This is a genomic window from Coprococcus sp. AF16-22, from assembly GCF_003461545.1.
GTDB lineage: Bacteria > Bacillota > Clostridia > Lachnospirales > Lachnospiraceae > Coprococcus > Coprococcus aceti.
On sequence record NZ_QTXH01000001.1, the window covers coordinates 194735 to 214758 of the forward strand.

Genomic DNA, 20024 nt, shown 5'->3' on the forward strand with positions numbered 1-20024 from the left:
TATATAAAGGAGACAGAAAAACATGATAAAAGAGTGCCTTGAAAATGTGAGAAAGAATGTACCTCTGGTACACAATATAACAAACTATGTAACTGTAAATGATGTGGCAAATGTCATTCTGGCGTGCGGTGGAAGTCCTATCATGTCGGATGATGAGGGTGACGTGGAGGATATCACAAGCATATGTGGTGGTCTGAATATCAACATAGGAACACTTAACAAGAACACTATTCCATCAATGTACCTGGCAGGGAAGAAGGCAAATGAACTTGGACATGTTGTACTTCTCGATCCTGTTGGAGCAGGAGCAAGTAAGCTCAGAACTGATACGGCTGTTGGACTTATGAAGGAGATTAGATTTGATGTTATAAGAGGAAATATCTCTGAGATCAAAACTCTGGCATATGGTTCCGGCAGCACAAAGGGTGTTGATGCCGATGTGGCAGATGCGGTTACGGAGGATACGCTTGATAATGCAGTGACATTTGTCAAGAAGCTATCTGCTGAAACGGGATCTATCATAGCTGTAACAGGCGCAATAGACCTTGTTGCGGACGGCGAGAAATGTTATGTAATCAGAAACGGCCGTTCTGAGATGGGTAAGATCACTGGAACAGGCTGCCAGCTCTCAGGAATGATGACAGCATATGTTGTGGCAAATCAGGACAACAAGCTTGAGGCTGCTGCCGCGGCTGTCATGGTCATGGGACTTGCAGGAGAAATAGGATATTCCCACCTGCATGAGTTTGAGGGTAACTCAACATACAGGAACAGGATAATCGACGCAATATACAATATGGATGGTGAGACACTTGAACAGGGCGCAAAATTCGAAATAAGATAATTGACGGAAGTCTAATAATTGCCTGGATCTGCATCAGATCGGGATCGAAACATATAGGAAGGACGGATAGTATGATAAATTGCAGTGAGAAAGAGCTCTTGCTCTACGCAGTAACTGACAGACACTGGCTTGGGGAAGAGGCTCTGTATGACCAGGTAAAGAAGGCACTTGACGGCGGTGCAACATTTGTACAGCTCAGGGAGAAGAAGCTCGACAGAGAAGACTTCCTCGTTGAGGCGAAGGAGATACAGAAGCTTTGTAAGAAATATGGAGTTCCATTTGTCATCAATGACGAGGTCAGCATAGCAAAAGATATAGATGCTGACGGTGTACACGTGGGACAGAGTGATATGGAGGCCATGGACGTCAGAAAGATACTCGGCCCTGACAAGATACTTGGAGTGTCTGCACAGACTGTCGAACAGGCGATTATAGCGGAAAAGCACGGCGCAGATTATCTTGGTGTAGGAGCAGTGTTTACAACAGGTTCAAAGGATGACGCAGACGATGTGAGCCATGAAACTCTCAAGGCCATTTGTGAGGCGGTGTCCATACCGGTCATTGCCATAGGCGGCATAACAAAGGATAATGTGGCCGAGCTTGCGGGCTCCGGAATATGCGGTGTGGCAGTTATAAGTGCCATATTCGGACAAAAGGACATACAGAAGGCCACAGAGGAGCTCAAGGTTTCTGTAGAGAATATGCTTGATGCCTGACTAAATATATGATATAGAGGTGTACATGAAAAAAATAGTTATCAGTGATATAAAAGGTGCGATATTTGATATGGATGGGGTTCTGCTTGACTCTATGCCTATGTGGGATCATGCCGGAGAGATGTATCTGGCGGGACAGGGGATACAGGCAGAACCTGATCTTGAGAAGGTGCTTTTCACCATGACCATGATGAAGGGCGCAGAATATATGCAGAAACACTATGGACTTGAACTCAGCGCGAAGGAGATTATAGACGGTATCAATGAGACTGTGCGCGATTTCTATGCAAATAAAGTTGAGCCGAAGTCAGGTGTGCCTGAACTGCTGAGGTTCTTAAAGAGATATGATATCCCGGTCACTGTTGCAACATCCACAGACAGATGCCATGTTGAGGCAGCACTTGTGCGGACGGGACTTATGAAGTATGTTGACAGGATATTTACATGTTCTGAGGTGGGCGTGGGCAAGGCAGCCTCACCTAAGATATATGAGATGGCGGCTGAGTTTATGGGAACTCCGGCTTCGGATACATTTGTATTCGAGGACGCATATCATGCGGCGGAGACAGCACAGAACGGAGGATTTGTTGTGGTCGGTCTCTATGACGAATCCAGCAGGGACAGACAGGGAGATCTTATAGCACATTGTGATCATTATTTTAAGAGTATGGATGACATGCTGTGCAGTATAAATTCTGACAGAAGCCGTCTTGTGCCTGTCCTCACCATAGCCGGAAGTGATTCTTCAGGTGGCGCAGGTGTGCAGGCGGATCTCAAGACCATGCAGGCAAATGGCGTATTTGGTATGAGTGCGATCACAGCCCTCACGGCTCAGAATACCACAGGAGTGACTGCTATCATGAACGTTATCCCTGATGTACTTGGCGCCCAGATAGATGCGGTGTTTACCGATATACGGCCGAAAGCGGTCAAGATAGGAATGGTATCTGTTCCTGAACTTATTGATGTGATAGCTGACAGACTTGCCAGATACAATGCGGAGAATGTCGTGCTTGACCCTGTGATGGTGGCGACCAGTGGTGCTAAGCTTATAAGCGATGATGCGGTGGAGGTCATGACCGGTAAACTGTTCCCACTTGCAAAGCTCATAACGCCAAACATACCTGAGACTGAGGCGCTCACTGGTATATCGGTGAAGAGCGTAGCTGATATGGAGAATGCCGCCAGATGTATATACGGAAAGTATGGCTGCGCTGTCCTTGTAAAGGGTGGACACAGCATAAATGATGCAAATGATATGCTTTTTGACGGAGAGAACATCACCTGGTTTTCGGGTGAGCGTATTGATAATCCGAATACACATGGCACAGGATGTACGCTTTCAAGTGCGATCGCTTCAAATCTCGCAAAGGAATATGATGTAAGTGATTCAGTCAGAATGGCCAAACAATATATATCCGGTGCCCTGGCGGCCATGCTGGATCTGGGATCGGGCAGTGGACCGCTGAATCATGGTTTCGATATACGAAGTAGGTATATGTTATAAATCAGTATGTAAAAGTTAGAAATTCTTTCATTAAAAATTTTTAATCTATATAGTATTTTCACAGATTGTGTAGTATTATATTAAAACTAAATAATCTGGAGAAGAATACGATGGAGAAAGAACAGAGAAAACAGCTCGTTATTCAGATGCTTACAGCGGGCATTATCACATTCTGCCTGCTGTGGCTTCTGTTTTATATAAAAAAGTATGTGCCGTTCGGAGTACACTCACTCGCATCCAAGGATGCTGATTTTCAGTATCTTGATTTTCTGGCATATCTGAAGGATGTATTTGACGGCAAAAATAATATAGATTATTCTTTCAGCAAATCTATAGGAGGGGCCTGCATAGGAGTATTCAGTTATTATCTTTCCAGCCCGTTCAATTTATTGCTGTTGTTATTCGACAAATCCCAGCTTGTATTGTTCGTACATGTGATCATAACGTTAAAGCTTGCCTGTGCGGCGGCGACATTTACATTTTATCTCAACAGGAGATTTGAAGAGTGGAATGATGGTTCTGTGAAAAAGCAGGCACTTATCATTTTTCTGGCGGTGAGCTATGCAGTGAGTCAGTATGGAATCGCCCAGGCATGTAATATAATGTGGCTTGACGGCTTCTATATGTTACCGCTCATAATGCTGGGCGTGTACAGAGTGGTTAACGGTGGCAGGCCTGTTATGCTTTCCGTATCAGTTGCATTGGCAGTTCTGTTCAACTGGTATATGGGCGGAATCAACTGTGTATTTGCCTGTTTCTGGTTTTTGTTTGAATTTGCATATTCAAGATTGTACAGTGGGGATACTAAGGCTGAGAAGACTGTCATAAAGGATTTTGCCGGAAAACTTGGACGGTTTATATATTCAATGCTGGCGGGAGTTCTGATCAGTGGGGTGTTGTTCCTTCCGACGATAGGTGCGATGCGTTACAGTGTAAGAGGAAGTCTTGATTTCGGCTCTCTGCTCGACATGTCATTTATCGGTGATGTTTCATCTGTGATAGACGGATATTCGCTTGGCGCACAGAGTCAGAAGGGAAGCGTGTCTCTGTACTGCGGATGTCTGGCGCTGATAGGATTTATTGGAATCTTCATCGGTAAGAAACACAATGTAAAGCAGAAGATATTAGCATTTGTCACGCTTGTGGTAATGCTGCTCATGTTTTACTGGAATCCATTGTGCATGGCATTTTCTCTGTTCAAAGAGGTTGGATCATATTGGTACAGATATTCACATGTTGGAATATTCTGCATATTATTCTTTGCCGCTGAATTTTTCCTCTCGGAGGATCTGAATGCTGTGAAATGGCGGGTTATCATTGCAAGTGCGATATTCAGTGCGTCTATGCTTGGTGTAAACTATCTGCATGGAGTCCAGGATAACAAACTTGTATGGCTGACCGATGCGCTTATTGTAGGGGTAGCCGTTTTGATAGCACTCGTAAGCAGGCTTTCGAAAAACGTAGGAGCCGGAAGAGTGTTCGGAATTATATTTACGGTCATTCTGTGTGCAGTGCTGACTGTTGAGACAGGATACAGCGTGATGTTGCAAATGGACAATATCCATATCGACAACGGTGAGAGTTTTGTTGAGTATGAGACGGCTATGGAAGGCCTTATAAATGATCTGAAAGAATATGATTCCGATACATACAGGATCAGCCAGACCAGATCAAGGGCGACAAGATCACTCGAAAAAAAGAAAAACAATAATGGCAAAGATACGGATGATAATTTTAAATATAAGAACAATGTCAGAGCAAATTATGACGAGTCGTTTGGTTATGGGTATTGGGCGATAGGATCGTATGTGTCAACCGCTGACAGCACAGTGCTGAACTTCCTTGTGGACACGGGATACAGGAGCGAAGGCGATAACCTAAGTGTTGTCAACATGCCGGTGCTTGGAACTGATTCACTGCTGGGAGTCAGATACATCGTATCTGATTATGCTCTGGAGGGCATGAATAAAGTAGAGGATATTGCAGACAATGCAAATGGAGCCGGTGTATACGAGAACCCATACAGCCTGCCTATGGCATTTGTATATGATTCAGGCAAATATACAGCGGCAAAATATAACGGCAATCCGTTTGAATATCAAAATGAGCTCTACAGCGAGCTGCTCGGCAGAAAGGTTGAGATCTATAAGCCTTTAAAGTACGAGACGGTTGTAAGTAAAGCGAAGAAGCGTGTATACAAGATGGAGATCCTGGAAGGCAATTACATCGCTTATGGCAATATCCCATGGAACAGTCTGTTTAACGCAAAGCTGAATGTCAATGGAATATACAGGATCAGATATGCCAGATGGCTTTCGCCGTCAGTGTTCAATATTCCTGTAAATGAGGATCGTGATTACTACAAGGTTGTGCTTCACTCAAAGATGAAGCTAGATCTGGATGATGGAGCAGAGCAGTTTTATGTTCTTGATCTGGATTTGCTGAAAAGCATAGCAGAGGAGCTTGAGAAATATACCCCTGATGTGATGGATATAGAAAATGGCAGCGCAGAATTTGTTGTAAATGCCAAGGAAGGACAGAGTTTATTCACATCTATTCCTTACTGTGATGGTTGGACAGTCAAAGTTAACGGCCAGAAGGTACAGCCGGATAAGGTGGTAGACAGCCTGTATTCTATAAGTCTTGTTGAGGGTGAGAATGTTGTTGAGATGAAATTCCATGTGAAATATGCAGGCGCAGGTATTGCCTGTTCGATAATAGGTATCGCAATGCTGGTATTTGCGGAGTTTTACAGAAAACGAAGAAAATAGTTATTGAATATATTATTTTGTTGTGTTATTATGTTTCAAGTTGGTGTTAAAATTATACACACACCATTTTTTCGGAAACGGAGGTGTTAAGATGCTGAAGACAATATTAATGGTAATTTATGTTATAGTATGTATAGTATTAGCAATAGTGGTTCTTTCACAGGAAGGAAAGGATGCGAGCCTTACAAGTTCCATATCAGGAGCAGGCGGCGGATTTGACAATTCCTACTGGAGCAAGAATAAGGGAAGCTCAAAGCAGGAGATACTTAAGAAGATAACAGCAGTTCTCACAGTTCTCTTCTTTGTACTTGCATTACTGCTTGACTCAAAGCTTTTCAACTAATAATGATTTCTGATGCTTACATATATTAACTGATATATGTAAGCATTTTTTTGCTCATTATGCAATGTATTTGTGCGGTAGGGATGCGGGCATAATGTATATAGAAAGGGTTTGTTATGGATAATAAGGATTTGGAGTTATACAACAGAAGAAAACAGACGGTATATGAATTTATATGCGATGATGATTATCCGCCTATGAAGTTCAAGGAGATGTGTACATTCCTTCAGGTTCCGGGAGATGAGAGACAGACATTTCTCGATATACTGAATGACCTCACAGAGGAGGGACTGATCATCAGATCGGCAAAAGGACGATATCAGAAGGTCGGAGAAGGGACATACAAGGGAACATTTATCGGCAATCAGAGAGGTTTTGGATTTGTCCGCGTTGAGGGCATGAAGGAGGATTTCTTTGTCCCTGAGAAGAATACCATGGGAGCGTTCCACGGTGATACAGTCCTCATACGTGCGGAGGACAGACCGAAGGGAATGAAGCAGGAAGCATCGGTTATAAAGGTACTTGAGCGTGGACTAAAGAAGGTTGTCGGAGTCTATCAGAAGAATAAGAACTTTGGATTTGTCATACCTGACAATCTGAAAATAGATGGAGACATATTTATATCCAAGGCAAATTCCATGGGCGCCATGGCTGGACATAAGGTTGTGGCGGAGATCATCAGTTATGGAGACAAAGTGAAGTCTCCGGAGGGAAAGATTATAGAGATACTTGGACATATAAATGATCCGGAGAGTGACGTGCTGTCTGTGGTCAGAGCTCTGGACATTCCAGTCGATTTTCCTGACGAGGTCATGGACAGCCTCTCACAGATCCCTGATTTTGTCAGCGCATCGGAGATGGCAGGCAGAACGGATCTCCGACATCTTCAGACAGTGACGATAGATGGCGAGGATGCAAAAGACCTGGACGATGCCATAACACTCTATGAGGCGGACGGAATGTACAAGCTTGGTGTGCACATAGCTGACGTGACCCACTATGTAAAGGAGAATTCCCCTCTGGATAAAGAGGCACTTAACAGAGGTACAAGCTGTTATCTCGTGGACAGGGTAATACCTATGCTTCCGCACAAGCTGTCAAATGGTATCTGTTCGCTGAATGAAGGGCAGGACAGATTGGCGCTGAGCTGCCTTATGGACATAGATCAGAAGGGCCACATAGTAGGACATAAGATATGTGAGACTGTAATCAATGTGGACCGTAGAATGTCATATACAAGTGTGTCTGCAATTGTCGAGGATCACGATCCAGGGGAGACCAGAAAATATGAGGAGCTTGTGCCTATGTTCGAGATGATGCTTCATGTGTCGGATCTTCTCAGAGCTAACAGAAGAAAGCGAGGCTCAATAGATTTTGATTTTGACGAATCGAAGATCAAGATAGACTCCGACGGCAAAGTTGTATCAATAGGTGTATATGAGAGACGCAGATCCAATGAGATCATTGAAGATTTTATGCTTGCTGCAAATGAGACGATTGCTGAGGATTATTTCTGGCAGGATATACCATTTGAGTACAGAGTCCATGAGACACCTGATGCAGACAGGGTTGAGCAGCTGGCGCTCCTTATAAGTAATTTTGGAATGTACTTTAAGGCATCAAAGGAGAATATACATCCGAAAGAATTCCAGAAGCTGCTTGACAGGATAAAGGGTGAGCCTTATGAGAATCTTGTGAGCAGGATGGCGCTGAGGACCATGAAACAGGCGAAGTATTCAACGGAGTGCACAGGACATTTTGGACTTTCGTGTAAGTATTACTGTCATTTTACTTCTCCTATAAGGAGATATCCAGATCTGCAGATCCATCGTATAATAAAGGAGAACATACATGGCAGACTTGACTCGAGGAGAATAGAACATTACAGCATGATACTTGACAGGGTGGCTGATGACAATTCGCGCAAGGAGAGAAGAGCTGAGGAAGCTGAGCGTGATGTGGAGAAGCTCAAGAAGGTGGAATATATGTCAGCTCACATTGGCGAGGTCTATGACGGATTTGTCTCGGGAGTTACAAACCGGGGAATGTTCGTGGAACTGCCGAATACGGTGGAAGGCTTTGTGAACGTGGCAGATATGCGCGACGATTATTACTATTTTTCTCAGGAAGATTATGCTATGATAGGTGAGGACACGGGCAAACAATATGCCATCGGTGATCCTATACAGATAAAGGTGAAGAATACAGACAAGATGACGAAGTCGATAGATTTCAGTATTGTATATAAAGGAGAGGATACATTTGTCAAAGGAAAGAGGAAACACTCTCATCGCAAATAACAAAAAGGCATATCACGAGTATTTTATAGAAGAGAAGTTTGAGGCCGGAATAGAGCTTGTGGGAACCGAGGTAAAGTCCATAAGACAGGGACACTGCAGTATCAAGGAAGCATTTGTCGGAATAGACCACGGCGAGGTGTATGTGTACAGAATGAATATCAACCCATATGAGAGGGGGAATATATTCAATAAAGATCCGCTCAGGACGAGAAAGTTGCTGCTCCACAGGTACGAGATCAACAAGCTCATCGGACAGCAGAAGGTGAAGGGTTATACCATTATGCCGCTCAAGGTATATATCAGAGATGGACTTGTCAAGATGGAGATAGGTCTGGCAAGAGGTAAGAAGCTCTACGACAAACGTGAGGATATCGCCAAGAAGGATATGAAGCGCGAGATGGAGAGAGATCTTAAGAGCAGGAGCAAGGACTTCTGATCGTGAGCGTTTGTGGAATTTCTGTGAAATCAAACTTATTATTGGAATTATAATGCAGCTTGTGTTATACTAGCAAGGTGTTGAATAAGATAAGCTGGTTCAGATATAATGTGTGTATCGGAATCAAATAAACGATAGTCTGGAGAAGGGCGTTATGAGTCAGAGTAAAGTAGATAAGAAGAAATATGAGAAAAAGCACCGCAAGGAGATACTTAGGAAGCAGAAGATCAAGAAGATTATTGCTATAACAGTTACGATTGTTGTTATCGCTGCTATAGTTGGAAGCGTTGCGGGTGTGAAGATATATAAGGCGATACCTAAGTATGTTGATGCTTCAGGCTTGTCAGAATATGTAGACAAGACTTGGAAGGACAGCGGTTATGACACTCTGTTTTCTGCTACAGCTTCCGATGCTGAGGACACAGCAGACACAACTGAAAATGCAGAAGATACAGCAGAGGCGACAGATGCAGAGGAAGATACAACTGCTGACGCTGAGTAAGAGCATCTGATAAATTAAGATATATAGGCGCAGGTATTATTTTGATATTTGCTGCATATATTATAAATGATTGGTTATCACTGATCTATGATCAGGGGTTGACTGGTTTCGACAGGGGTTTTGAAGCTATGGAAGCCATCCGTGGACCAGAGCCACGCTAAAAGCTGGAAAAAAAATAAACGCTAACGATAATTTAGCATACGCTGCCTAAGGGCAGTCGTCATCCTTTAGGAACGCCGAGCCTTTAGGAATGGCGTCGATTTTCGGCAAACTCCTGCATCTAAGCTTTGCGATGTAGGAAAATCCATGAAGCTACTAAGGTCTATAGCATGTTAGTGGGCGATAGGCTGAGGGAATGTTAAAGCACTGACTGTGATGGAAGAAACTGTAGTGAATGAGCTTTTGGACGCGGGTTCGACTCCCGCCAGCTCCACTATTTTTCATAAGGAGGGGCCCGCCGTAGGTGGGAGGAATCCTTGTGAAGCACGCAGACGCCTGCGAACGAAGCTCGCCTTCTAATGCGTCTGCTTCACTTGACTGAATTAAGTCGAACAAGATATTTAATGCAACAGGGCATATAGAAATCAATCTATATGCCCTGTTTGCTAAAAAACGGATAAAATCCGAAAATTCTTCTTGCATCTACAATTTCAGTATGTTATATTAAATGAGTTGTGAAAAGAGTGATGGTCCTCTGTGCCCATATATCCGGTGGATATGGTAGTAAGAACATCAGAATATTAAGGAGGAACACAATGAACGATTACATTAAGAATCTTGAAGCTTCACAGATGAAGGAGAGCGTTGATGAGTTCAACGTAGGAGACACTGTTAAGGTACACAACAGAATCAAAGAGGGTAACAAGGAGAGAATCCAGATCTTCGAGGGTACTGTAGTAAAGAGACAGGGCGGAAGCAACAGAGAGACATTCACAGTTAGAAAGATCTCTAGCGGATGCGGTGTTGAGAAGACATGGCCTGTACACTCACCTTTCGTTGAGAAGATTGAAGTTGTAAGAAAAGGTAAAGTTAGAAGAGCTAAGATTTACTACTTACGTTCAAGAGTTGGTAAGGCAGCAAAGGTTAAGGAGCTTGTTAAATAATAAAGCTTGTAACATGAAAGTAAAAGTGGCTGGAGTATTTCTACTCCAGCCATTTTTAGAATGGATGAAATGAACTGAACAAATATATTGATGATTGAAGGATAGAATTCATGAGTGAGAGATATGACAGACTCCGAAGGATAAGGAGAGAAAAAAGGCGTCAGAGAAGACAACAGAGATCATTGAAAAAGACTATGAAGAGCGCACTTGGCTGGTTCATATCGATACTGACAGCGGCTATACTTGGTTATGGTTTTGTTGCATTTGGATTCCAGACGGTATATATGGTAGGACCATCCATGGAGCCAACACTGACGGATGGAGAATCGTATCTGGTCAATAAGGCTGTTTATCTGGTGACATCCCCGGAAAGATACGATGTGGTAGCGTATCGTATAGTTGAGAATCAGGACGAATACTATTCCATCAAGAGAGTGGTAGGCCTGCCGGGTGAGACTGTGCTTATCCAGAATGGTCAGGTATATATAAATGGCAATCCGCTTGCAGATTATCCCGTCGACTGTGAGATAAAAACAGCCGGAATAGCGGAATCTGCGATCACACTTGGAGAGAATGAATACTTCCTGCTCGGAGACAATCCGGACAACAGCCAGGATTCAAGATTTCAGGCGGCTGGCAATGTGCAAAAGAGCGAGATGCTGGGCAGAGTAAAGATAAAATAGAGGTAGAGATATGAATATACAGTGGTATCCCGGACATATGACAAAAGCAAGACGAATGATGCAGGAGGATATAAAACTTATAGATATCGTCATAGAGCTGGTGGATTCAAGAATCCCATTCAGTAGTAAGAATCCTGATATAGACGAGCTTGCAAAGAACAAATACAGACTCATACTCCTCAACAAATCAGATCTTGCGGATGATGCAGTCACAACAAAGTGGGAAAACTATTATAAGAATAAAGACTTTGCCGTTGCAAAGATAAATGCCCGTGACGGTATGGGGATGAAGAGTATCAACAATATCGTGCAGGAGGCCTGCAAAGAGAAGATAGAGAGGGATAGAAAAAGGGGAATCATAAACCGTCCGATAAGGGCGATGATAGTCGGCATCCCGAATGTCGGCAAATCCACGTTTATCAATTCCTATGCGAGAAAGGCCTGCACCAAGGTTGGAAATAAGCCTGGTGTCACAAAAGGCAAGCAGTGGATAAGACTTGGAAAGAATATTGAGCTTTTGGACACTCCCGGTATTTTATGGCCGAAATTCGATGATGAGGCCGTTGGTCTCAGACTTGCGTTCATAGGTTCGATCAATGATGAGATACTCAGCATAACGGATATAGCGGTTGAATTAATTAAATTTTTACAGGCAAACTATTGTAATACCCTTGTTCAAAGGTATAATATTGAAAGTGTTGATGATCCTGTACAGATGCTGACAGGTATCGCAGAGAAGAGACAATGCATTAAGAAGGGCGGGGAGCTCGATTATGACAAGGCTGCGGCTCTGCTGATCGATGATTTCAGATCGGGAAAGCTGGGGCGTATTACATTGGAGACCCCGAAGGAAGACTAGATGAGTGAAGAAAACAAGAATGTTGCTGATGCGTTAAACGATATATTTGAGGATGACCCTGCGAAGAAGGAAAGGGACAAAGAGATCGCCAAATATGAGAAGAAGCGTCAGAAAGCGATAGATAAAGAACAGAAGAAGGTTGCAAAAAAGGCTGCGAAGGAAGCAAAGGAAGCTGAAAAGAAAACTGCCGACGATGAGCAGGAAAATAAGGAGAAGTCCTCCTGGTCATGGGACAAAGCAGTCGCTGAGAGTTCGGCTGATGCAAAGGCGGAGACAGCAGATAAATCGGAAGAAGCATCTCAGAAGGAGACATCGGAAGAAGCTGCAGGAGCAGCTAAATCTGAGAGCTTAGATAAAACTGCAGAAGCGGTTAATACAGACTCTTCTGAAGAAGTGTACAATGAGGATGGAGAACTCGACGAGAAGGCTTTAAAGAAGCAGCTCAGGAAAAAGAAGAAAGAGGCAAAAAAGAAAGAAAAGGCCGAAAAGGAAGTCAATATTGTCAAGGATCTCATATTCCTGTGTATTTATATAATAATAGTAATTGGCATATGCTGGGCTGTGCTCACATTTGTCGGACAGCGAACAGAGGTCAGTGGAGAGTCCATGAGCAATACTCTTCACAGCGGAGATACATTATGGATTGACAAGCTTGAGTATGAATTTGGCTCGCCGAAGAGATTTGATGTGGTTGTATTCCCGTATGGAGACGATGATGAGACCTTCTTCATCAAGCGTATAATCGGACTTCCGGGTGAGACAGTGTATATAGACGAAGATGGTGTTATCTATATAAATGACGAGCCTCTGGAGGGCGATGTGTATGGCAGAGAGGCTATAGCCAGCGACAAGCGCGGAGTTGCAGCCGAGGAGATCACACTGGGTGATGACGAGTACTTTGTTCTGGGAGATAACAGAAACAACAGCCGTGACAGCCGTGTGGAGGATGTTGGCAATATACACAAGAAAGATATCATTGGCAGGGCTGTATTCAGATTTACAGGCGGTTTTGGCAAGATAGAATAGGATAAGATATCAGGGGCTGTTGCCTAAAAAGTGGCAATGGTCCTTGTTTTTAGGTGGAGGACATATGGAAAGTATAGCGGAGATAAAAAAAGTATTTGCTAATGCTGATATAAGTGAATATTCGGGGCTTATCGAGAAGTATGGCGACGATGAGAGAGATGGGGTAAAGAAGATCATAGCGTCCGCTCAGAAAAAGATCAATGCTCTTGAAAAGGAAAAAGCCCGCAGCTATAAAATGTTTGAATTTGAGAGAAAATACGCTGATAAGGGATATATATGCGGTATAGATGAGGTCGGAAGAGGCCCGCTTGCAGGCCCTGTAGTGGCTGCTGCAGTCATTCTTCCAAAGGACTGTGATATTTTATACCTCAACGACTCCAAGCAGCTCACACCGAAGAAGAGGGAGGCTCTATACGATGAGATCATGGCGAAGGCTGTAGCTGTAGGCGTGGGTATGGCAAACGAGAAAGTAATTGACGAGATAAATGTTCTCAATGCAGATTACGAGGCGATGAAGCAGGCTATATCGAAGCTTCAGGTTAAACCACAGATCCTGTTAAACGATGCGGTTAATATTCCGGGTGTTGATATCGAGCAGGTAGGCATAATAAAAGGTGATACGCTGTCTGCGTCGATTGCGGCAGCAAGTATAATTGCAAAGGTTACAAGGGACAGGCTTATGGTTGAGTATGACAGTCTGTATCCGGGTTATGGATTTGCAAAAAACATGGGATATGGTACGGCAGAGCACATTGATGCGCTCAAGAAGATCGGTCCGTGCGCAATACACAGAAGGACGTTTATCAAGAACTTTGTATAACAATTGTTCATCACACATATATTCATGGAAAGGTGAAATGATGTATAACAGCAGAGCAACCGGTAATGAAAAGGAAGCTTTAGCTGCTGATCATCTGGCTGGCAGGGGCTATGAGATCCTGTGCAGGAATTTCAGGGTGGCCAGCGGTGAGATAGATATAGTGGCAAAACACGATGGATATATAGTGTTTATCGAGGTGAAGTATAGGTCCGGAGTACATAAGGGCTTGCCGGAGGAGGCTGTCGATGTGCGCAAGCAGAGACAGATATGTAGGACTGCATTATTCTTCCTGAACAAATATGGATATGGAATGGACACCCCGGTTAGATTTGATGTGATAACCATACTTGGTGAGGATATACATCATATAGAAAATGCATTTGAGTATTCGGGATATTGATAGGATGGCGGATATGGATATAAAGTATATTAGGAAAGACAATTCAACACATGTCCACACGGTGGATGGCGTGGATTATATATCATTTGACAAATTGGACAGAGCCGGAGTTGTAAATGCATTCTCCACCAGGATCGGCGGAGTGAGTGAGGGATATCTGGGTTCCATGAACCTGAGCTTCCACAGAGGCGATGATGCGGATCTGGTAATGGAGAATCACCGCAGATTTGCCGCTGCAGTGGGGTATGATCACGAAAAGCTTGTGTTCTCAGATCAGGTGCATAAGACAGACATATATAAAGTTACAGAGAAGGATGCCGGAAAGGGAATAATCAGAGAGTCGGATATTCTGGAGATCGATGGACTTATGACGGATGTTCCGGGGATACCACTTATGACATTTTATGCGGACTGTGTCCCTGTATTGTTCTATGATCCGGTGAAAAAGGTTGTTGCGGCGAATCACTCCGGGTGGAAGGGAACCGTCAGCAAGATAAGCGGACATATGATAAACAGATTGAAGTCTGAATATGGAACATCTCCAGAGAATCTCATTTGCGCCATAGGACCTTCTATATGCAAGAATTGCTATGAGGTGAGTGAAGATGTAGCTGAACGCTTTATGGCGGCATATACGGAAGCAGAGGCGGCTCAGATCGTATTTAGCAAGGGTAATGGCAAATATCTGCTTGATCTCCACAAGGCCAACTATTACAATCTTGTTGATTCAGGTGTAAAACCTGAGAATATTGACGTGACAAATATATGTACATGCTGTAACAGCGAATGGCTTTTTTCACACAGGGCGAGCAAAGGCCTGCGGGGTAATCTTGCGGCGGTGATCATGCTCCCTGAATGATAGGGCGTTATTCATTTGCTGCAGCTTTTGATCCGTAGACAATTAATATAAAAGAGGAAATTATGGAACATATTGTAAAGGAAATACTTGAGGGAAGTATAGCCCAGGAGATGGAGATCGAACCGGGAGATAATATTCTGGCGGTCAATGACCATCCTATAGAGGATATATTTGACTATCAGTATCTCATAAATGACGAATATATAGAACTTCTCGTGAGGAAGTCTGACGGCGAGGAGTGGCTTCTGGAGATAGATAAGGATTATGACGAGGATCTAGGGATTGTTTTTGAAAATTCCTTGATGGATAATTACAAGTCTTGCTATAACAAGTGCATATTCTGCTTTATTGATCAGAACCCGAAAGGTATGAGAGACACTATATATTTCAAGGACGATGATTCCAGACTGTCATTTCTTCAGGGAAATTATATTACCCTTACTAATATGAAGGAAAAGGATATTGACAGAATAATCAATTATCACCTTGCTCCGATAAATATATCGGTGCACACTACCAATCCCAAGCTGCGCTGCAGTATGCTGAACAACAGATTTGCCGGTGCCATACTTGACTATATAAGGAAATTTTATGAAGCTGGTATTCCTATGAATGGACAGATAGTTCTGTGCAAGGGGATAAATGATGGGGAGGAATTGTGGCGTACGATCTCTGATCTTATGGAGTTTGTTCCTGTTATGGAGAGCTTATCCGTGGTCCCTGTCGGTTTGTCAGATTACAGAGATGGCTTGTTCCATCTTGAACCGTTCAACAGAGAGGACGCCTGCGAGGTTATTGATATAATAGAACATTTTCAGAAAAAGGCATTTGAAAAGCATGGCACACATTTTGTCCAGGCAAGTGATGAATGGTATATAAATGCTGGCAGGGATTTCCCTGAGGCTGATAGGTATGATGGCTTTATCCAGCTTGAAAATGGTGTGGGCATGGTGAGACTGCTCATAGATGAGTTTGATGAAGAGTGGAGCTGCGTAGAGGGCGATGACAGAGAGTATGAGGTGTCCATGGTTACTGGAGTGCTCGTATATGATTCCATAAAGCTCCTTGCTAACAGGATCCCTGAGAAGTTCCCTAATGTGAAGGTGCATCTGTATAAGATCATTAATGATTTTTTTGGACATAGAATAACCGTGACAGGATTGCTTACGGGTGGAGATATAAGAAAGCAGCTCACAGGAAAGCCTCTTGGGCAGCGGCTTATACTGCCTTCCAATACTCTTATGGCGGATGAGCCAAAATTCCTTGATGATGTGACGCTTGCAGAGCTCACAGATGCTTTACAAGTCGATGTTTGTATTGTAGAATCAAGTGGTGCTGATTTTATTCATGCAGTAATTGGCGATGATATGTAATTAATTATATATGGAGGAAGATAGAATGAGTAAACCTATAGTTGCCATAGTGGGCAGACCCAATGTAGGTAAATCAACTCTGTTCAATGTGCTTGCCGGAGAAAAGATATCCATAGTTCAGGATACACCGGGAGTTACGCGAGACAGAATTTATGCTGATATCAACTGGCTGGATTACAATTTCACTCTGATAGACACAGGAGGAATTGAGCCGGAGTCAGACAATATTATACTTAAGAGCATGAGAGAACAGGCAGAGATAGCCATAGAGACAGCGGACGTCATCCTGTTCATGACGGATGTCAGACAGGGAATGGTTGATGATGATGCCAAGGTTGCCGATATGCTCAGAAGATCCAAGAAACCTATAGTTCTCGTTGTCAACAAGGTAGACAGCTTTGAAAAGTTCATGCCGGATGTGTATGAGTTCTATAATCTTGGACTTGGAGATCCACATCCTATATCAGGTTCATCCAGACTTGGAATAGGAGATATGCTCGATGAGGTGGTATCACACTTCAATGAGTCTGCAAAGGATGACACGGAGGATGAGAGACCTAGAATCGCCATCATAGGAAAGCCAAACGTAGGAAAATCTTCTATAATTAATAAGCTTCTCGGTGAGGACAGGGTTATTGTATCAGATATAGCCGGAACCACAAGAGATGCCGTGGATACAGAGATCGTCAGAAATGGCAGAGAATATGTATTCATAGACACAGCGGGACTCAGACGAAAGAGCAAGATTAAAGAGGATATAGAGAGATACAGTATCATAAGAACAGTATCAGCGGTTGAGAGATGTAATGTTGCAGTCCTCGTAATAGACGCAACGGAGGGAATAACCGATCAGGATGCCAAGATCGCGGGAATCGCACATGATCGTGGCAAGGGAATGATAATAGCTGTGAACAAATGGGATGCCATCGAGAAGAATGACAAGACCATATATAAGTTTACAGAGGAGATCAGAAACAAGCTTTCATACATGCCGTATGCGGAGCTGCTCTTCATATCAGCCCAGACCGGACAGAGACTTCCAAAGCTGTTCGAGACCATAGATGCTGTTATAGAGAATCATTCACTCCGCATAGCTACTGGTGTTCTGAATGAGATTATGAGTGAGGCGGTTGCTATGCAGCAGCCACCATCAGATAAGGGTAAGAGACTTAAGCTCTATTATATTACCCAGGTGTCAGTTAAACCTCCTACATTTGTCATATTTGTAAATGACAAGGAGCTTATGCATTTCTCATATACACGTTATATAGAGAACAAGATAAGAGAATCCTTTGGATTCAGAGGTACACCTCTAAAATTCATAATCAGGGAGAGGAAAGAGAAGTAGTCATGGAGATGTTGATTAGGGCTATATGTCTGGTTGGGGGCTATGGAGTAGGACTCATTCAGACAGCGTATATTTACGGCAGGATAAAAGGTGTTGATATAAGAAAGTATGGAAGTGGAAATGCGGGAACGACAAATGCACTGAGAGTTCTTGGAAAGAAAGCTGGACTGATAGTTTTCCTGGGGGATTTCCTCAAAGGAATAATCGCCTGCTCACTGACACATATCATACTTGGCCAGCTAGGTATAGGTAATGCATACATGTTCGTACTGTATACAGGGCTTGGAGTTGTGCTTGGTCATAACTTCCCATTCTATATGCAGTTCAAGGGTGGCAAGGGAATTGCTGCCAGCGGCGGAATGATAGTAGGTCTGTGGGACTGGAGATTGGTAGTGATACTCCTTGCAGCGTTCGTTATAAGTGTTGTGATAACAAGATATGTATCGGTTGGATCACTTACGATCATGATCGGATTCTTCATATTATACACAGTATTTGCAATTCATGGAGATTATAATTTCACATCGAATGCAAAAATGATCGAAGGAATAATCATGGCGGGAATCATAGCCGGAATGGCCGTGATAAGACATTGGCAGAATATCAAGAGACTGATAGCGGGAACGGAGAATAAGTTGTCGTTTGGTTCTAAGAAGGCTTGATGGAAAGCGGAAGCGAATAGAGAGTTATTGAATCTCCTCCTTACTGGATAAAACAGGAAGGAGGGGATTTTTTTGTAGTGAGCAACGTTTTATAGATGTCTGGATAAAACAAAATCAGATAACATAATGAGTATACATAAAACCGAGATTATGGTTATGTGATATTTATACGCAGTGAAATGTGTATTAAAAACTGTTGATTAGAATAATGTGAGTTTACATAACTAGCCCAAAATCTAAAAATACAGTAAAAATTTGCAAAAACATCCATGTATTGTCACTATAGACTGGATTAAATGATGAAAAAAAGTTAAAATAGAAAAAAATGATTCAAGGATTGAAAAAAGAAATATAAATATTTTGGAGGTATTTTACGATGAAAATAGGTGTTCTCGGAGCAGGTGGATGGGGTTCTGCACTTGCTAATCTGCTGGCAGGAAATGGACACGAGGTTATAGTGTGGTCTATAGATGAGAGAGAGGTTGCCATGCTCAAGGAATTTCATGAGCAGAGAGACAGACTTCCGGGCGTTATACTTAACAGCAGTATTGAATATACAACAGATGCGTCAAAGGCTGTTATTGGTCAGAAGATGATAGTGTGCGCAGTGCCTTCTCCGTTTGTCAGAAGCACAGCAAAGAACATCGCTGACAAGGTGAGCAACGGACAGCTTATCGTGAATGTCAGTAAGGGAATAGAAGAGTCCACACTCAAGGCTCTCGTGGAGATCATTGAGGAAGAAATCCCACAGGCTAAGGTGGCTGTCCTTTCGGGTCCGTCACATGCAGAGGAAGTAGGCCGCGGAATACCTACAACGGTAGTTGCCGGTGCCCGTGATATAGAGATTGCAAAGACGATCCAGAACGCATTTATGAACGATTATTTCAGGGTATATACAAGCACTGATGTGACTGGTATTGAGCTGGGTGGTTCAGTGAAGAATGTAATAGCTCTGGCAGCCGGAATATCAGATGGACTTGGACTTGGCGACAACACGAAGGCTGCTCTTATGACCAGAGGAATGGCGGAGATCATGAGACTTGGACTTGCCATGGGCGCAGATGTCAAGACGCTGTCAGGACTTTCAGGAATGGGAGATCTTATAGTTACATGTACATCCAAGCACAGCCGTAACAGGAATGCCGGATATCTCATCGGTCAGGGTAAGACCTATGAGGAAGCTATGGCGGAGGTCAAGATGGTTGTTGAGGGTGTTTATTCTGCCAAGGCAACACTGGCACTTGCCAGGGAGCATGGGGTTGAGATGCCTATCGTTGAAGCAGTCAATAACGTATTATTTAATGGCATGACGGCAAAAGAGGCTCTCACAGAGCTTCTCAACAGAGACAGAAAGAGTGAATTGTAATCGATTATATTTTATATGTTTGATATATTTCGATAGATTATGCTGCCGAAGAATAGTAGTACAAAATCAACTAATAATTAAACGATAAAGTAAATGTGAACAAAAA

19 protein-coding genes and 1 other RNA gene are annotated in these 20024 nt (G+C 43.2%); all 20 read left to right on the forward strand.

Annotated elements, in window-relative coordinates; genetic code table 11:
- Positions 1-22: 22 nt before the first annotated feature.
- The 20 genes from thiM (at position 23) to DWW60_RS00940 (ending at position 19918) form a co-directional block, all read left to right on the forward strand.
- The gene (gene thiM, locus DWW60_RS00845; RefSeq protein ID WP_117874199.1) at positions 23-844 is read left to right on the forward strand and encodes a hydroxyethylthiazole kinase; all 822 of its coding nucleotides are present in this window, start codon (positions 23-25) and stop codon (positions 842-844) included.
- A 71-nt stretch (positions 845-915) separates the two neighbouring features.
- Positions 916-1560 (forward strand): thiamine phosphate synthase, encoded by a 645-nt coding sequence (gene thiE, locus DWW60_RS00850; RefSeq protein WP_330417728.1) that lies wholly within the window; start codon positions 916-918, stop codon positions 1558-1560.
- 25 nt (positions 1561-1585) lie between these two features.
- A complete protein-coding gene (gene thiD, locus DWW60_RS13835; protein ID WP_117874200.1) occupies positions 1586-3067 on the forward strand; it encodes a bifunctional hydroxymethylpyrimidine kinase/phosphomethylpyrimidine kinase in 1482 nt (493 codons plus the stop codon).
- Between the two features lie 110 nt (positions 3068-3177).
- The gene (locus DWW60_RS00860) at positions 3178-5838 is read left to right on the forward strand and encodes a YfhO family protein (protein WP_117874201.1); all 2661 of its coding nucleotides are present in this window, start codon (positions 3178-3180) and stop codon (positions 5836-5838) included.
- 91 nt (positions 5839-5929) lie between these two features.
- Positions 5930-6181, forward strand: a complete 252-nt coding sequence (secG, locus tag DWW60_RS00865; protein ID WP_015534991.1) for a preprotein translocase subunit SecG — start codon at positions 5930-5932, stop codon at positions 6179-6181.
- A 116-nt stretch (positions 6182-6297) separates the two neighbouring features.
- The gene (gene rnr, locus DWW60_RS00870) at positions 6298-8481 is read left to right on the forward strand and encodes a ribonuclease R (RefSeq protein WP_055144369.1); all 2184 of its coding nucleotides are present in this window, start codon (positions 6298-6300) and stop codon (positions 8479-8481) included.
- The gene (smpB, locus tag DWW60_RS00875) at positions 8444-8917 is read left to right on the forward strand and encodes an SsrA-binding protein SmpB (RefSeq protein ID WP_022216414.1); all 474 of its coding nucleotides are present in this window, start codon (positions 8444-8446) and stop codon (positions 8915-8917) included. The genes rnr and smpB overlap by 38 nt, the downstream gene beginning before the upstream one ends.
- Before the next feature lie 154 nt (positions 8918-9071).
- A complete protein-coding gene (locus DWW60_RS00880; protein WP_015534988.1) occupies positions 9072-9419 on the forward strand; it encodes a hypothetical protein in 348 nt (115 codons plus the stop codon).
- 94 nt (positions 9420-9513) lie between these two features.
- Positions 9514-9855: a transfer-messenger RNA gene (ssrA, locus tag DWW60_RS00885) on the forward strand.
- A gap of 319 nt (positions 9856-10174) precedes the next feature.
- On the forward strand, positions 10175-10522 hold the full coding sequence (gene rplS, locus DWW60_RS00890; RefSeq protein ID WP_022216416.1) for a 50S ribosomal protein L19: 348 nt from the start codon (positions 10175-10177) through the stop codon (positions 10520-10522).
- A 110-nt stretch (positions 10523-10632) separates the two neighbouring features.
- Complete coding sequence (lepB, locus tag DWW60_RS00895; protein ID WP_015534987.1) at positions 10633-11205, forward strand: signal peptidase I; 573 nt, start codon at positions 10633-10635, stop codon at positions 11203-11205.
- A gap of 10 nt (positions 11206-11215) precedes the next feature.
- Positions 11216-12064 (forward strand): ribosome biogenesis GTPase YlqF, encoded by an 849-nt coding sequence (gene ylqF / locus DWW60_RS00900; RefSeq protein WP_015534986.1) that lies wholly within the window; start codon positions 11216-11218, stop codon positions 12062-12064.
- Positions 12065-13090, forward strand: coding sequence for a signal peptidase I (gene lepB / locus DWW60_RS13840; protein WP_117874202.1), 1026 nt, complete (start codon positions 12065-12067; stop codon positions 13088-13090). It begins immediately after the preceding gene.
- 64 nt (positions 13091-13154) lie between these two features.
- Entirely contained in the window at positions 13155-13910 is a 756-nt protein-coding gene (locus DWW60_RS00910) for a ribonuclease HII (protein ID WP_117874203.1), read from the forward strand.
- 40 nt (positions 13911-13950) lie between these two features.
- Entirely contained in the window at positions 13951-14310 is a 360-nt protein-coding gene (locus DWW60_RS00915; protein WP_015534983.1) for a YraN family protein, read from the forward strand.
- Between the two features lie 13 nt (positions 14311-14323).
- Positions 14324-15169, forward strand: a complete 846-nt coding sequence (gene pgeF / locus DWW60_RS00920) for a peptidoglycan editing factor PgeF (RefSeq protein ID WP_243002889.1) — start codon at positions 14324-14326, stop codon at positions 15167-15169.
- Positions 15170-15231: 62 nt separating this feature from the next.
- On the forward strand, positions 15232-16542 hold the full coding sequence (locus DWW60_RS00925) for a DUF512 domain-containing protein (RefSeq protein WP_015534981.1): 1311 nt from the start codon (positions 15232-15234) through the stop codon (positions 16540-16542).
- A 25-nt stretch (positions 16543-16567) separates the two neighbouring features.
- Entirely contained in the window at positions 16568-17890 is a 1323-nt protein-coding gene (gene der, locus DWW60_RS00930; protein ID WP_117874205.1) for a ribosome biogenesis GTPase Der, read from the forward strand.
- Between the two features lie 2 nt (positions 17891-17892).
- Positions 17893-18552 carry a glycerol-3-phosphate 1-O-acyltransferase PlsY gene (plsY, locus tag DWW60_RS00935; RefSeq protein WP_015534979.1) on the forward strand — a complete coding sequence of 220 codons (660 nt, stop codon included), beginning with the start codon at positions 17893-17895 and terminating at the stop codon, positions 18550-18552.
- Between the two features lie 376 nt (positions 18553-18928).
- Complete coding sequence (locus DWW60_RS00940; protein WP_022216421.1) at positions 18929-19918, forward strand: NAD(P)H-dependent glycerol-3-phosphate dehydrogenase; 990 nt, start codon at positions 18929-18931, stop codon at positions 19916-19918.
- The last annotated feature ends 106 nt before the right edge of the window (positions 19919-20024 follow it).

Excerpts from the sequence above, each read along its gene's own strand:
- thiM (WP_117874199.1), top strand. The coding sequence starts at position 23 with ATGATAAAAGAGTGCCTTGAAAATGTGAGAAAGAATGTACCTCTGGTA.
- thiE (WP_330417728.1), top strand. The coding sequence starts at position 916 with ATGATAAATTGCAGTGAGAAAGAGCTCTTGCTCTACGCAGTAACTGAC.
- thiD (WP_117874200.1), top strand. The coding sequence starts at position 1,586 with ATGAAAAAAATAGTTATCAGTGATATAAAAGGTGCGATATTTGATATG.
- DWW60_RS00860 (WP_117874201.1), top strand. The coding sequence starts at position 3,178 with ATGGAGAAAGAACAGAGAAAACAGCTCGTTATTCAGATGCTTACAGCG.
- secG (WP_015534991.1), top strand. The coding sequence starts at position 5,930 with ATGCTGAAGACAATATTAATGGTAATTTATGTTATAGTATGTATAGTA.
- rnr (WP_055144369.1), top strand. The coding sequence starts at position 6,298 with ATGGATAATAAGGATTTGGAGTTATACAACAGAAGAAAACAGACGGTA.
- DWW60_RS00880 (WP_015534988.1), top strand. The coding sequence starts at position 9,072 with ATGAGTCAGAGTAAAGTAGATAAGAAGAAATATGAGAAAAAGCACCGC.
- rplS (WP_022216416.1), top strand. The coding sequence starts at position 10,175 with ATGAACGATTACATTAAGAATCTTGAAGCTTCACAGATGAAGGAGAGC.
- lepB (WP_015534987.1), top strand. The coding sequence starts at position 10,633 with ATGAGTGAGAGATATGACAGACTCCGAAGGATAAGGAGAGAAAAAAGG.
- ylqF (WP_015534986.1), top strand. The coding sequence starts at position 11,216 with ATGAATATACAGTGGTATCCCGGACATATGACAAAAGCAAGACGAATG.
- lepB (WP_117874202.1), top strand. The coding sequence starts at position 12,065 with ATGAGTGAAGAAAACAAGAATGTTGCTGATGCGTTAAACGATATATTT.
- DWW60_RS00910 (WP_117874203.1), top strand. The coding sequence starts at position 13,155 with ATGGAAAGTATAGCGGAGATAAAAAAAGTATTTGCTAATGCTGATATA.
- DWW60_RS00915 (WP_015534983.1), top strand. The coding sequence starts at position 13,951 with ATGTATAACAGCAGAGCAACCGGTAATGAAAAGGAAGCTTTAGCTGCT.
- pgeF (WP_243002889.1), top strand. The coding sequence starts at position 14,324 with ATGGATATAAAGTATATTAGGAAAGACAATTCAACACATGTCCACACG.
- DWW60_RS00925 (WP_015534981.1), top strand. The coding sequence starts at position 15,232 with ATGGAACATATTGTAAAGGAAATACTTGAGGGAAGTATAGCCCAGGAG.
- der (WP_117874205.1), top strand. The coding sequence starts at position 16,568 with ATGAGTAAACCTATAGTTGCCATAGTGGGCAGACCCAATGTAGGTAAA.
- plsY (WP_015534979.1), top strand. The coding sequence starts at position 17,893 with ATGGAGATGTTGATTAGGGCTATATGTCTGGTTGGGGGCTATGGAGTA.
- DWW60_RS00940 (WP_022216421.1), top strand. The coding sequence starts at position 18,929 with ATGAAAATAGGTGTTCTCGGAGCAGGTGGATGGGGTTCTGCACTTGCT.